The 13,515-nt window shown below is 48.7% G+C and carries 16 protein-coding genes; 15 read left to right on the top strand and 1 reads right to left on the bottom strand.

Translation table 11 applies throughout. The features are described 5' to 3' along the window. Positions 1–505 precede the first annotated feature (505 nt). The 14 genes from KNP62_RS07025 (at position 506) to mreB (ending at position 11,980) form a co-directional block, all read left to right on the top strand. Positions 506–733: a hypothetical protein gene (locus tag KNP62_RS07025; protein ID WP_026825087.1), complete on the top strand. Its 228-nt coding sequence runs from the start codon at positions 506–508 to the stop codon at positions 731–733. Then, positions 730–1,137, top strand: coding sequence for an ATP synthase subunit I (locus KNP62_RS07020; RefSeq protein WP_214784793.1), 408 nt, complete (start codon positions 730–732; stop codon positions 1,135–1,137). Before KNP62_RS07025 ends, KNP62_RS07020 begins: the two co-directional genes overlap by 4 nt. Then, positions 1,137–1,874, top strand: coding sequence for a F0F1 ATP synthase subunit A (gene atpB, locus KNP62_RS07015; protein WP_074035878.1), 738 nt, complete (start codon positions 1,137–1,139; stop codon positions 1,872–1,874). The genes KNP62_RS07020 and atpB overlap by 1 nt, the downstream gene beginning before the upstream one ends. 65 nt (positions 1,875–1,939) lie before the next feature. After that, positions 1,940–2,161 carry a F0F1 ATP synthase subunit C gene (gene atpE, locus KNP62_RS07010; RefSeq protein WP_012727360.1) on the top strand — a complete coding sequence of 74 codons (222 nt, stop codon included), beginning with the start codon at positions 1,940–1,942 and terminating at the stop codon, positions 2,159–2,161. A 71-nt stretch (positions 2,162–2,232) separates the two neighbouring features. Next, the gene (gene atpF / locus KNP62_RS07005) at positions 2,233–2,760 is read left to right on the top strand and encodes a F0F1 ATP synthase subunit B (protein ID WP_074035884.1); all 528 of its coding nucleotides are present in this window, start codon (positions 2,233–2,235) and stop codon (positions 2,758–2,760) included. Beyond that, the gene (locus KNP62_RS07000; RefSeq protein ID WP_074035886.1) at positions 2,760–3,293 is read left to right on the top strand and encodes a F0F1 ATP synthase subunit delta; all 534 of its coding nucleotides are present in this window, start codon (positions 2,760–2,762) and stop codon (positions 3,291–3,293) included. Before atpF ends, KNP62_RS07000 begins: the two co-directional genes overlap by 1 nt. Before the next feature lie 18 nt (positions 3,294–3,311). Next, positions 3,312–4,820 carry a F0F1 ATP synthase subunit alpha gene (gene atpA / locus KNP62_RS06995; RefSeq protein ID WP_078147660.1) on the top strand — a complete coding sequence of 503 codons (1,509 nt, stop codon included), beginning with the start codon at positions 3,312–3,314 and terminating at the stop codon, positions 4,818–4,820. 36 nt (positions 4,821–4,856) lie between these two features. After that, positions 4,857–5,714 (top strand): ATP synthase F1 subunit gamma, encoded by an 858-nt coding sequence (gene atpG / locus KNP62_RS06990; RefSeq protein WP_074035890.1) that lies wholly within the window; start codon positions 4,857–4,859, stop codon positions 5,712–5,714. A gap of 34 nt (positions 5,715–5,748) precedes the next feature. Further along, positions 5,749–7,167, top strand: a complete 1,419-nt coding sequence (gene atpD, locus KNP62_RS06985) for a F0F1 ATP synthase subunit beta (protein WP_074035892.1) — start codon at positions 5,749–5,751, stop codon at positions 7,165–7,167. Between the two features lie 28 nt (positions 7,168–7,195). Beyond that, entirely contained in the window at positions 7,196–7,606 is a 411-nt protein-coding gene (locus tag KNP62_RS06980; RefSeq protein ID WP_012727354.1) for a F0F1 ATP synthase subunit epsilon, read from the top strand. 150 nt (positions 7,607–7,756) lie between these two features. After that, the gene (locus KNP62_RS06975; protein WP_214784791.1) at positions 7,757–8,947 is read left to right on the top strand and encodes an EAL and HDOD domain-containing protein; all 1,191 of its coding nucleotides are present in this window, start codon (positions 7,757–7,759) and stop codon (positions 8,945–8,947) included. A 201-nt stretch (positions 8,948–9,148) separates the two neighbouring features. Further along, positions 9,149–9,367 carry a DUF1146 family protein gene (locus tag KNP62_RS06970; RefSeq protein ID WP_074035896.1) on the top strand — a complete coding sequence of 73 codons (219 nt, stop codon included), beginning with the start codon at positions 9,149–9,151 and terminating at the stop codon, positions 9,365–9,367. A 243-nt stretch (positions 9,368–9,610) separates the two neighbouring features. Next, positions 9,611–10,912, top strand: coding sequence for a UDP-N-acetylglucosamine 1-carboxyvinyltransferase (gene murA / locus KNP62_RS06965; protein ID WP_214784789.1), 1,302 nt, complete (start codon positions 9,611–9,613; stop codon positions 10,910–10,912). A gap of 81 nt (positions 10,913–10,993) precedes the next feature. Next, positions 10,994–11,980 carry a rod shape-determining protein gene (gene mreB / locus KNP62_RS06960; protein ID WP_074035900.1) on the top strand — a complete coding sequence of 329 codons (987 nt, stop codon included), beginning with the start codon at positions 10,994–10,996 and terminating at the stop codon, positions 11,978–11,980. Positions 11,981–12,048: 68 nt separating this feature from the next. Here mreB and KNP62_RS06955 read toward each other — a convergent pair whose 3' ends face one another. After that, entirely contained in the window at positions 12,049–12,555 is a 507-nt protein-coding gene (locus KNP62_RS06955; protein ID WP_214784787.1) for a hypothetical protein, read from the bottom strand. A 187-nt stretch (positions 12,556–12,742) separates the two neighbouring features. Between KNP62_RS06955 and KNP62_RS06950 the strand changes: the two genes are divergently transcribed. After that, entirely contained in the window at positions 12,743–13,504 is a 762-nt protein-coding gene (locus KNP62_RS06950) for an SDR family oxidoreductase (protein ID WP_214784785.1), read from the top strand. The last annotated feature ends 11 nt before the right edge of the window (positions 13,505–13,515 follow it).

The following is a 13,515-nucleotide window of genomic DNA, read 5'->3' as shown; positions in this document are numbered from 1 at the left end:
AATCCGGCAATCTTTCATTTAGACGCCACGTAAAAATGCATCCAAAAAGAGCGATGAGATTCCTCACAAAAAAATGGGCAAAATCGCTCGACATGGCAAAAACATCCTCGGTATACTGAAACAGGACGTTGAAAACGATTTCAAAATGAAGTCAACGACCGTTTCGTAACTCTTTGTGAACGTAAACGTTTACCGATTGAAATTTCCAAAACGTGGGGGTATAACTGAACTATTCTTCATCTGATTCCGTTTGTGAAATGTTATAAAGTTAACATTTTTATTTCAACGTTTCTTCACACTTTCTTTAAAAAGTGCATCAATCGTTTACTTTATGAAGTGCGTAAAACTATTGATACGACTTGATTTAAAGCGCTTTTATAATTGTGAAATTCATTGACTTCTTATGCCATTTCTATTACTCTGAACTTGTGTGACTTTTGATGGTCACGCGAGTGTGAATCCGTGAAGAAGAGAGAAGCGCACCGTGCGTGAAAGGGGGACCGGGATGGCGAAAAAAGACAATCGTTACCTATCCTATGCCTCGCTCGCTTCACAAATTTCAACAGCACTTGCTGGACCGATCGTCATCGGTTATCTCGTCGGACAGTACGGCGAAAGACGTGAATTTTGGGGCACGTTTGGTTGGAATGTGTCGATCATCCTCGGACTCGTGTTCGGGATTACGGCGCTAGTTCTCACCCTTCGGAGTTTATTGACAGGAGAGGACGAATGAATACGATTCAAGCAGACAGAAAAGCACAGAAAGAACTGATGAAGCGTTATACGAAATGGTTTACCGTCTGGTTTGCGATTTTGCTCATCGGCGCATTCATCATCCCGATGTATAAAGCCGTATTTCTTGGGTTGTTCATCGGTGGGGTCGGAAGTCTCATCATTCTACATATGCAGAATCGAAGCGTCATTCGCATGTATGACGTCATCGAGCATGGACGTCGACCAAAGTCGCACGGGACCGTTTCAAGAATGGCGGTCGGTGCGTTAGCAGTGATAGTCGGTCTTTTCTATGAAGATCGGGTGTCCGTCATCGCGGTGGTAACTGGTCTAATCGCCGGCCACATCATACAATTTGGCGAGTTCACACTTGCCCAGCTCAGCAGGAAAAGAGGTGAATATTAATGGGTCATGAGTTTCCCACATATTCTCTGCACTTTGGGGACTATACGTTATACGGGAGCTGGACGAACGTCATTACAGTGCTAATAGCAGCGTTACTCGTCTTCGTATTCGCCATCTGGGGAACAAGACGTTTGGCTATGAAGCCGACTGGCAAACAAAACTTCATGGAATTCTTCGCGGAGTTCGTGCGTGGAATCATCGCTAGTGCGATGGACTGGAAGACAGGAGGACGCTTTATCGGATTTGGGATGACATTGATTTTGTTCATTCTCTTCTCAAACTTGATGGGTCTACCGTTTAACGTCATTTCCGGACACTATCTGTGGTTCAACTCACCGACGGCCGATCCTTACGTAACCCTGGCGTTGTCGACACTCGTCGTTGCAATGTCGCATTACTACGGGGTGAAGCTACATGGGTTCAAGCACTATTCGGCGGAATTCGTAAAACCAGTCTGGTTCTTGCTTCCGATCAAATTGATCGAGGAGTTTGCGAACACGTTGACGCTCGGTTTGCGTCTATACGGTAACATTTTTGCCGGTGAAATCATGATTACCATCATCTTGGGACTCGCGATTACAGCCGAAGGAGCACTCAACCCGCTCGGCGCAATCTTTGCGGTCTTCCCAATGATTCTATGGCAAGGTTTCTCAATCTTTATCGGGGTTATCCAATCCTACATTTTCCTGACGCTTGCAATGGTGTACATCGGGCACAAAGCTTCGGCCGAACATTGATTCGGACATCTCGCCAAAGCGTTACAAACAAATTATTTACTTAACTTTTAGGAGGAATATACACAATGGAACAACTTAATCTTCTCGCAACAGCACTTGTTATCGGTCTTGGAGCACTCGCAGCTGGTATCGGTAACGGTTTGATCGTATACGGAACAGTACAAGGACAAGCACGTCAACCAGAACTCAAAAACGAACTTCGTCAAACAATGTTCATCGGTATCGGTTTGGTTGAGGCCCTCCCGATCATCGGTGTGGCTGTCGGTTTCCTTCTCCTCAACTCTTGATTCCGAGTTAACGAGAATAGCATGAGAGGGAGCACGTCTCCCTCACTTATTTAGTCAAGAGGAGGGTATGCATGGATACGATGATGATTGCAGCTGGTGCTGGTGGCGAAGGCCTCCGCATTCTAGATATGATCTTTACAATTTTCACATTCCTCGTACTCTTGGCCCTGTTGAAGAAATTTGCTTGGGGACCACTCCTTGGAATGATGAGACAGCGTGAAGAGTATGTAGCGAACGAGATTGAGCTCGCTGAAAAGAGCCGCAAAGATGCGGAAAACTATGTCGTCGAACAACGTGATGCACTCAGTGCAGCACGTACAGAGTCGAAAGAAATGCTCGACGCAAGCCGTCGACAAGCAGAAGCAGAACAAGCACGCTTGGTGGAGCAGGCGCGTTTGGAAGCTGAACAAATTAAAATCGAGGCAGAGAAAGCGATTGAGCGTGAGCGCGAGCTTGCGAAACAATCCCTTCAAACGGAAGTCGTCACACAGGCGCTTTCGGCAGCACGCCACGTCCTTCAATCAGACCTTAAAGGCGATGAAGCGAAACAACGTGCCCTCGTCACAGACTTCCTGTCTAAAGCGAAAGGTGCGAACTGATGAACGCATCACTAGCAAAACGCTATGCCAAAGCGCTCTTCGACTTAGCACGGGAACAAGGCACGCTCGACCAAGTCGAAGCGGAAGTGCGTCTGCTCGATGAAGTGCTCCACGCGACTCCTGAACTCATGGATCTCTTAACGAATCCTGCAGTCAGTGACAGCGAGCTTGCACAGCTTTTAAAAGACAGCTTTGGTGATATGACGGCGATTGTCGTGAACACACTTCTCGTCATGGTCGAAAACGACCGTGCGGCAGAGGTTCGCGCTTTGCCACGATACGTCCGCGACTATATCAACGACTACCGTGGAATTGCAGAGGGTATTGTCACAAGCGCCTACCCGTTGTCGGCAACAGACTTGAAAGACGTCGAACTCGTCTTCGGACAGAAGCTCGGGAAGACGCTCCAATTGAAGAACGTCGTCGATGAAGAAGTCATCGGTGGACTCCGTGTCCAAGTCGGATACACGACGTACGATGATACGATCGAAACGAAATTGACACGCCTCGAGCGTGAATTGTTGAATGCGTAAGAAATAGGGGTGAATTCAATGACAATCAAAGCTGAAGAAATTAGCGCCCTGCTAAAAGAACGAATCGCTTCGTACGGTTCTGAAATCGAAGTCAGCGAGACAGGTACAGTCATTCAAGTAGGTGACGGTATCGCTCGTGCACACGGACTCGATAACGTTATGGCGGGGGAACTCGTAGAGTTCTCTAACGGCGTAATGGGCTTGGCGCAAAACTTAGAAGAAGGTAACGTCGGGATTATCATCCTTGGCGATTACAAAGGCATTAAAGAAGGCGACTCTGTCAAACGTACAGGTCGCATCATGGAAGTACCAGTCGGTGAGGCACTCCTCGGACGTGTCGTGAACCCGCTTGGACAACCAATCGATGGTCTTGGACCAATCGTGACTGACAACTATAACCCGATCGAGCGTAAAGCTTACGGCGTTATGGCTCGTAAATCGGTTCACGAACCACTTCAAACAGGAATTAAGGCGATTGACGCCCTCGTTCCAATCGGTCGTGGTCAGCGTGAGCTCATCATCGGTGACCGTCAAACAGGTAAAACATCTGTTGCCATCGATGCGATCATCAACCAAAAAGAAGAGAACATGATTTGTATCTACGTCGCAATCGGTCAGAAAGAATCGACTGTACGTGGCGTAGTAGAGACGCTTCGTCAAAACGGCGCACTCGACTATACAATCGTCGTTTCGGCATCGGCATCACAGCCGGCACCACTTCTTTACCTCGCGCCATTCGCTGGGGTATCGATGGGTGAGTACTTCATGGACCGTGGACAACACGTCCTCGTCGTCTATGATGACCTCTCGAAACAAGCGGCAGCTTACCGTGAGCTCTCGCTCCTTCTCCGTCGTCCTCCAGGCCGCGAAGCCTACCCAGGGGATGTCTTCTACCTCCACTCACGCCTTCTTGAGCGTGCAGCGAAGTTGAACGACGAACTCGGCGGCGGTTCATTGACAGCACTTCCGTTCATCGAGACACAAGCATCGGATATCTCAGCATATATCCCGACAAACGTTATCTCGATCACAGACGGTCAGATCTTCCTTCAGTCGGACCTCTTCTTCTCTGGGGTACGCCCAGCGATCAACGCCGGTCTCTCGGTATCGCGTGTTGGTGGTTCGGCACAGGTGAAAGCGATGAAGAAAGTTGCTGGTACACTTCGTCTTGACCTCGCGTCTTACCGTGAGCTCGAAGCGTTCGCTCAGTTCGGGTCAGATCTCGACAAAGCGACACAATCGAAGTTGAACCGTGGTCAGCGTACGGTTGAAGTCTTGAAACAAGACTTGAACGCACCGCTTTCTGTAGACAAGCAAGTTATCATCATCTACGCACTCACGAAAGGTCATCTCGATGACATCCCAGTCACAGACATCCGTCGTTTCGAAACAGAAATGAACGCATGGCTCGACCAAAACCGTAAAGACCTCTGCCGTGAAATCCGTCAGACAGGAAACCTTCCTTCAGACGAGGCAATGGTCGACGCAATTACGGAATTCAAAAAGACGTTCTCGCCATCGGTTTAATCCGGTGACGAGCGTCTATTAAGGTGGTGAATCGAAATGGCATCATTACGTGAGATCCAGATGCGGATCACCTCGACCCAAAGCACGAAGCAAATCACGAAAGCGATGAACATGGTGTCGGCATCGAAGTTGAACCGGGCCCAAGGGAACAACGCCAACTTCAAGCCGTACATGGACAAGTTGCAAGAAGTCATCTCGTCGATCGCCGGTGGTACATCAGGCGCGACACACCCGATGCTTCAAGTACGTCCCGTCAAACGGACTGGTTATATCGTCATCACGTCAGACCGCGGACTCGCAGGTGGATACAACGCCAGCGTCTTGCGTGACGTGTACCGTGAACTCAAAGACAAGCACACATCAACAGATGAGTATCGTCTTTACGTAATCGGAAAAGTCGGTGTCCAGTTCTTCAAGTCACGCAACATTCCGGTGTATAGCGCGATGACAGGGCTAAACGACCAACCAACTTTTGTTGAAGTCGCAGAAATCGTCAAGCAGACGGTTGGTGCCTTCAGCGAGAGCGAGATTGATGAATTGAAGCTTTGCTACAACTCGTTCATCTCGGTCATCAGCCAAGAAGTGAAGATTCAACAATTGCTCCCGCTCGGGGATATCGAACAGTCCGCATCCAATGTGATGTATGAATACGAACCAGAAGAAGAAACGATCTTAGCGGCGCTCCTCCCACGTTATGCGGAAGGACTCATCTACGGTGCATTGCTCGATGCGAAAGTATCAGAGCACGCAGCACGGATGACGGCGATGTCGAGTGCGACAGACAACGCGGATGAACTCATTCGCGGACTCAAGCTCAAATTCAACCGCGCGCGTCAAGCAGCGATCACACAAGAAATCACAGAGATTGTCGGAGGTGCGTCGGCGCTTGAATAAGCGCACGCTCTCTAGATTGTAGGAGGCTAACACGATGAACGAATACGGCATGAAAGGCCGCGTAGTCGCAGTCATGGGCCCAGTTATCGACGTTAAGTTCGACAACCACTTACCGAACATCTACAACGCTCTCAAAGTCACACACGTGGCAGCGACAGCAGACGATGTTAGTGTCGACTTGACGCTTGAAGTAGCTGTTCACCTTGGTGACGACACGGTCCGTACGATTGCGATGGACTCAACTGACGGCGTTCGCCGCGGTATGGAAGTACTTGACTTAGGATCACCGATTTCGGTACCAGTTGGAGAAATGACACTTGGACGTGTCTTCAACGTTCTCGGTAACCCGATCGATGATAAAGAAGTGGCAGCTGACGTGCTTCGTGCACCGATTCACCGTCAAGCGCCAACATTTGACGAATTGTCAACGAAAGTTGAAATCCTTGAAACAGGGATCAAAGTCGTCGACCTTCTCGCACCATACATCAAAGGTGGTAAAATCGGCCTCTTCGGTGGTGCCGGTGTAGGGAAAACCGTCCTCATCCAGGAACTCATCAACAACATCGCGCAAGAGCACAGCGGGATTTCTGTATTCGCAGGAGTCGGTGAGCGTACGCGTGAAGGAAATGACTTGTTCCACGAGATGACGGACTCAGGCGTTATCAAGCAAACAGCGATGGTCTTCGGTCAGATGAACGAACCACCTGGTGCACGTCTCCGTGTTGCCTTGACTGGTTTGACAATGGCAGAATACTTCCGTGACGAGCAAGGACAAGACGTTCTTCTCTTCGTTGATAACATCTTCCGTTTCACACAAGCAGGTTCTGAGGTATCGGCCCTTCTCGGACGTATGCCATCGGCGGTAGGTTACCAGCCGACACTTGCTACTGAAATGGGTATGCTTCAAGAGCGGATCACATCGACTGCAAAAGGATCGGTTACATCGATTCAAGCGGTTTATGTACCAGCCGATGACTATACGGACCCGGCTCCAGCAACAACGTTCGCTCACCTTGATGCAACAACCAACCTCGAGCGTCGTCTTTCGGAGATGGGGATTTACCCAGCCGTTGACCCACTCGCATCGACTTCACGTGCCCTCTCTCCTGAAATCGTAGGGAAAGAGCACTATGAAGTCGCGCGTAACGTTCAACAGACGCTTCAGCGTTATAAAGAACTTCAAGACATCATCGCAATCCTCGGGATGGACGAGTTGTCTGAAGACGACAAACTCACGGTTCACCGTGCACGTCGTATTCAGTTCTTCTTATCACAAAACTTCCACGTGGCTGAGCAGTTCACGGGCCAAAAAGGTTCGTACGTACCAGTCAAAGAGACAGTACGCGGCTTCAAAGAGATCCTCGAAGGTAAACACGACGATCTTCCTGAAGATGCATTCCGTCTCGTTGGTCCAATCGAAGACGTCATCGAAAAAGCGAAGACGTTGGTCTAAGACCTACGCGGAAGGGGGAAACTAGACGATGAATACTGTTCACGTCAACGTCGTCACCCCGGATGGTGCAGCCTTTGAAGGGGACGCACGAATGGTCATCGCCAAATCGGTCACTGGTGAGCTCGGTATCTTACCGAAGCACATCCCGATGGTGACACCACTCGACGTCTCAGTCCTCAAACTGCGCCACGAAGATGGTGGACGCACGCTGATCGCAATCAGCGGCGGTTTCATGGAAGTTCGTCCCGATACGGTGACGATCTTAGCTGAAACAGCCGAAATGGCGGATAAGATCGACTATGACCGCGCTTCTGCGGCGAAAGTTCGGGCCGAGCGCCGTCTCCAAGACACGAAGCTCTCAGAACTCGAATTCCGTCGTGCGGAACTTGCGCTCAAAAAAGCGATCAACCGCTTGAGCATTCGCGATATGAAAGAATAACAATGACTCTCACACGAAAGTGTGGGAGTTTTTTTGTATTTGACGGACAAGATAGGTCTTTCGTCACAAACCTAAATCATGGAAATAGTAAAAAATATAGAGACGATGACCGATAATAAAGGAGGGAATGATCGTAAAGGAGAGTAGGAAATGAAAGTTTACGTTGCGCGACAACCGATTTTTGACCAACAATTACGCGTTTGCGGCTACGAACTGTTGTATCGCCGCAGCGAAAATAACATTTTCGAGAATGTCGATGATTCGTTAGCAACGGCTGACGTGATTCATAACGCCTATCTCGTCTTTAATTTTCGGGAATTAACAGAAGGGACGAGGGCTTTCATCAACTTTCCACAGACGTTGATTGAAGGAGAGGTGCCCTCATTGTTACCTCGTCAATCCCTCGTCGTTGAAGTACTCGAGCACGTCGAACCGACCGAGAAAGTGTTGCAGTCTCTTCGATCGCTCAGACGCCAAGGGTATACGATTGCACTTGATGACTTCGTGTTTGAAGAGAAGTATCGCCCTTTGATTGGATTGGCTGACATCATCAAGATAGATTACCAAGCTACACCCGTTGAGCAACAGCAAAGGTTAATCGATGCTCTCGGACACCGGGTCGAGTTTTTGGCAGAAAAAATCGAGACACCGGCAGAGTACGAGATTGCGAAACGATTAGGATATAAGATGTTCCAAGGTTATTTCTTTAGCCGACCGATCGTCATACACGGGGCTGAAGTCCATCCGCTGCGTCATACGCTCATTGAGGTGTTGAAAGAACTGGATCGCCCAGAGCCTAGTTTTCGACGCATTTCAGCACAAATCGAACGGAGTGTCGACTTATCGTATAAAATGCTTCGTTCCGTCAATACGGTGTATCAAAAAGGACGTCGCACGATTCAGTCAATCGAACAGGCCGTCGCCCGAATCGGGTTAGATGAATTGAAACGCTGGTCCTATTTAATGTTACTTCGTGAGATGCAGACATCCGAATCAAAGGAATTGATTAAACAAAGCGTCATTCGAGGGAAGATGATGGAGTTGATTGCGGAGGATACAAATAGTGGCGTCAATTCCTTTGATGCCTTTATCACGGGAATCTTCTCATCGCTCGATGTCATTCTTGATGAGGCGATGCAGACGTTGATTGCAGAGCTGCCTGTAGCCCCGCCAGTGAAAGCTGCGCTACTCGGAGAACCGAACGGGTTGCGGATGTTACTCGAGGATGTCATCGCCTATGAGCGATTGACAATCCCTATTCATAACACAGATTCCGATTGGGCTCAATATTACGTAGAAGCCATCCGCTGGTCCCGTAACCTTGACGAATCGAGTGAATAATGTTTGAAATATGTGAGGGGCGTCAATTACTGTAGTAAGGCCTTACTGCGGATGACGTCCCTTTTGGTGTGCTTGTGGAGAAAGTGAGTTGATCGAATGGTCTAAAACCGCTCGAAGCTTGAGACACTGTGTCTTTTTTTCTCTAACATGACATGATATGATTAAAAATGGTACGAATTTTAGAAAAGAGGGGAATCGTCGATGATCAATACCGTATTTTCGCTAGCGATTTACGTCATAGCGATTTACGTCGCTTGGTGGGCACTCTTACCCGTCAAATGGGACAAGTTGCTTAATCAAGTGAGGAGCCCGCAAGCAGCTGTCTTGCGCGTTCTCGTAGCCGTCGTCTTCGGTTCGTTGATTGCTCAGTTCTTTTTGGAGTATATCCGATTGGCACAAGAGCTCGCACCTATACAGTAGCCACAGAATGTTTAACAAACTGTAATCCTGCTGTAACGACTCCTATATGTTTATCATGTAGGATAAATTCGTCTGACATGATGTTTTTTTCATTCTGTTTGAACTTATTTATTACGATTTTATTTACGAATGAAGAAACGGTCACGTTTTACAAACCATTCTAATAATCGACATCATCACATCCGAAATCGGATATCGACGCACTATATAAAAAAACAATGAAGTTGGAGGACAAAGAGAGATATGAAGGATTTGATTGTAGTCCGTGGAGGACGTAAACTGTCAGGTACTGTGCGCGTTGAGGGAGCAAAGAACGCTGTACTCAAAACATTGGTTGCCACTCTGTTAGCTAGCGAAGGAAAGTCAATCTTACAAAACGTACCACGTCTTGCGGACGTGTACACGATTAATAAAGTACTTCGTCACCTCGGTGCAGAGGTGTCGTTCAATGAAGAGAAGAATGAAGTCATTGTCGATGCGTCGGGCGACATCAAAGATGAAGCACCGCTCGAGTACGTTCGGAAGATGCGGGCTTCAATCCTCGTCATGGGACCTCTTTTAGCTCGTCTCGGTCATGCGCGTGTCGCAATGCCGGGCGGTTGCTCAATTGGCTCACGTCCAATTGACCTCCACTTAAAAGGATTCGAAGCGATGGGTGCGAAGACAGTCATCGGCAACGGATTCGTGGAAGCTTCTGTAGAAGGTCGTCTCCAAGGCGCGAAAATCTACTTGGACTTCCCATCTGTTGGTGCGACGGAGAACATCATGATGGCAGCTGTGCTTGCAGAAGGCACAACGATCATCGAGAACGTCGCGAAAGAGCCTGAAATCGTAGACCTTGCGAACTTCTTGAACGGAATGGGCGCACACGTACGTGGCGCAGGTACAGAAACGATTCGCATCGAAGGTGTGGAAACACTCCGCGGTGCAGAACACTCAATCATTCCTGACCGCATCGAAGCAGGGACATTCCTTGTCGCTGGTGCGATCACAGGAAGTGACATCGAAGTCATCGGTGCAGAACGTGAACACCTTCGTCCACTGATTTCAAAAATGGAAGAGATGGGTGTACACTTCGAAGATACAGCGGAAGGCATGCGCGTCTCAGCGCCGGATCAGTTGAAGCCGGTCGATGTGAAGACGATGCCACACCCTGGATTCCCGACAGACATGCAATCACAAATGATGGCTCTCGTCTTGAAAGCAGGCGGCACATCAGTGATTACAGAAACAGTATTTGAGAATCGCTTCATGCACGTGGAAGAATTCCGTCGCATGAATGCGGACATTAAAATTGAAGGACGTTCAGCAATCGTCAAAGGTGGCGTTCGTCTTCAAGGAGCGGAGGTCGTCGCAACAGATCTTCGTGCCGGAGCAGCACTTATTCTAGCGGGTCTCATCGCAGAAGAAGAGACACGCGTTGGTGATTTATATCATATCGACCGTGGATACGTGGACTTCCACAAAAAACTTCAAGCACTCGGTGCCGACATCGAGCGCATTCAAGGAACTGTCGAAGTCACGAGTGAAATGGTTCAGAACTAAGAAACGAGCACGAATTCGAGAGCGAGGAGAGACTCTTCTCGCTCTTTTCAATGAAGAAATGAACGGAGGAACCTATACATCATGTTTTCAAAAGATATCGGGATTGATTTAGGGACAGCAAACGTTGTCATTCACGTAAAAGGGAAAGGAATCGTCTTAGACGAACCTTCAGTCGTTGCGATGAAACGCTCTACAGGGAAAGTGCTAGCAGTCGGTTCAGAAGCGTATGAGATGGTTGGTCGTACACCTGGTGATATCGTGGCGATCCGTCCTCTTCGTGATGGAGTCATCGCCGATTTCGCCACCACAGAAGAAATGCTCCGTCACTTCATCGAGAAAATTCAAGTCCGTGGCTTCTTCGGAGGCATTCGCATGTTGATTTGTACACCTGCGAACGTGACGCCAGTCGAAGCGAAAGCAATTCGTGAGGCTGCTGAAAAAGCAGGGGCGAAAGAAGTCTTCCTCGCCGTAGAACCAAAAGCAGCAGCTGTTGGTTCGGGCATGGACATCTGGAAGCCGGTCGGTCACATGATCATCGACATCGGTGGGGGGACGACAGATGTCGCCATCCTCTCGATGGGTGATATCGTGTGCGGTGAAACAATCAAGATTGCAGGGGACCGTTTCGACACGGACATTCTCCGTGCCATCAAAGAGAAGCATAAACTCATCATCGGGGAACGGACAGCTGAGCAAATCAAGAAAGAAATTGCGACGGTGTTCCCAGGTGGACGTAACGAGTCGATGGACATTCGCGGACGTGACATGGTACGTGGATTGCCACGTACAGTGACGATCACGTCGGAAGAACTCCGTGAAGCGATGGCCGAGTCAGCGAACGAGATCGTTGAAGCGACGAAACGTGTCCTTGAACAGACACCACCGGAGCTCGCGGCTGACATCATCGACCGTGGTATCATCATGACAGGTGGGGGATCACTCCTTCACGGTCTCGATCAACTCGTCGCCGAGCGTGTCATGCTCCCAGTCATGATGGCTGAAGAGCCGACGCTCAGTGTCGCGCACGGAACAGGAATCATGCTCGAAAACTTAGATCGATTGAAATAAACGAACAGGCGACCGCGCGCGGTCGCCTGTTTTTATGTTGGGTAGATTGAGACTTATGAGTTTCAACCTCAGTACTCATTCGATACAGGAAGGGGTAACTCTGTTTCAAGTTGATGTTGTAGACGGTTGGTAAGTTCGATTGGATAATACATAATGCCGATAGAAATACGTAACGGGAATAAGGTGTATAAATCGCTAGGATAATAGGAACCGTCGCGAGGTAACGTATGATCGACTATTCGTGATCCCCCTGTGGATTGGTCAATGCGTAAGACGATTGGAACAGACATCCCTGTCCCTCGTTCGAGTTGTTGATGATTTGGGTAATACTCTTGAAGAAGCGCCCATACATACACTTCCTGTCGAGTCATACTCGTCCCGAGAATATGATAACTCGCGTAAACGTCCCCACCGAAATTAGGGGACATGACTTCAGTCGTCAAGTAACGCTCCAATTCGTTTTGATCTACGTCGACGGATTGGGTAAGGGTTACAAACGATTCATCTGACCAAGCGGCATAGAAGACAGCAATGATGGTCAGTGTACAGAATGTCGTCATGATTAACTTTTTCATATAAACGCCTCCAAATACCGATGTGATGAATCATATACCTTCATCATATCTGAAGGGACTACAAATATATAGGTTATATATGGGTGAAATTGTATATAATGAAATCATTAAGGAATGAGAGGGGAATCATGATGGCACCGATTCACTAAATGACTGAACAACATTAAAAATCGAATCGGAGGACATGATGAACAAACCACTTACACTCATTACCGGAGTCAGTCGTAATCAAGGCATTGGGGCTGCCATCGCACGAAAACTCGCACATGAGGGTCATGACTTGTATTTGACGCACTGGAGTCCGTTTGACGCGACCGAAGGAGTCGGGGAAGAGAGAGGCTTCATCGATCGATTCGTTCAAGAGTTGACCGAGCAGGGTGCCCGTGTGGAGCATGAGGCGTATGACTTGGCCTCGGGTGATGAAGTTGCACTACTTGATCGGATTGAAGCCAAACTTGGCATACCAAGCAGACTGATTCATAACGCGACCTATGAGCGTCATGTGAGCGCCGAGAACTTTACGACCGACGTATTGAGGCAACATTATATGGTGAACAACGAAGGAGCACTCGGACTCACTTTTGCGTTTGTTGAACGTTATCAGCAAGCGGGATATCAAGACGGTCGCATTTTGTTTTTAGTATCGGGTGGGGCTGATGCGAATAACCTAGCGTATATTGCGACAAAAGGGGCATTGATTGCGATCACACCTGCACTCGCAAACGGAGTAGGGAAGTACGGGATTTCCGTGAATGCACTCGATCCGGGTCCGACAGATACGGGATGGATTGGCGATGAACTTCGTCAGCACCTGCTCCCATTGTTCCCATACAATCGGGTAGGAACGCCGGAAGATACGGCGCGTTTCGTGGCTTTCTTGATGGGAAGAGACGGAGCATGGGTGAATGGGCAACATCTTCATGTAGATGGTGGATTCACGGGGCGTTAATATACAAAAGC

Origin of the sequence: Exiguobacterium sp. s183, from assembly GCF_018617655.1 — a bacterium.
GTDB lineage: Bacteria > Bacillota > Bacilli > Exiguobacteriales > Exiguobacteriaceae > Exiguobacterium > Exiguobacterium aestuarii_A.
The sequence above is the reverse complement of the archived record's forward strand: the minus strand, read 5'-3'. Positions and strand labels throughout refer to the sequence as shown.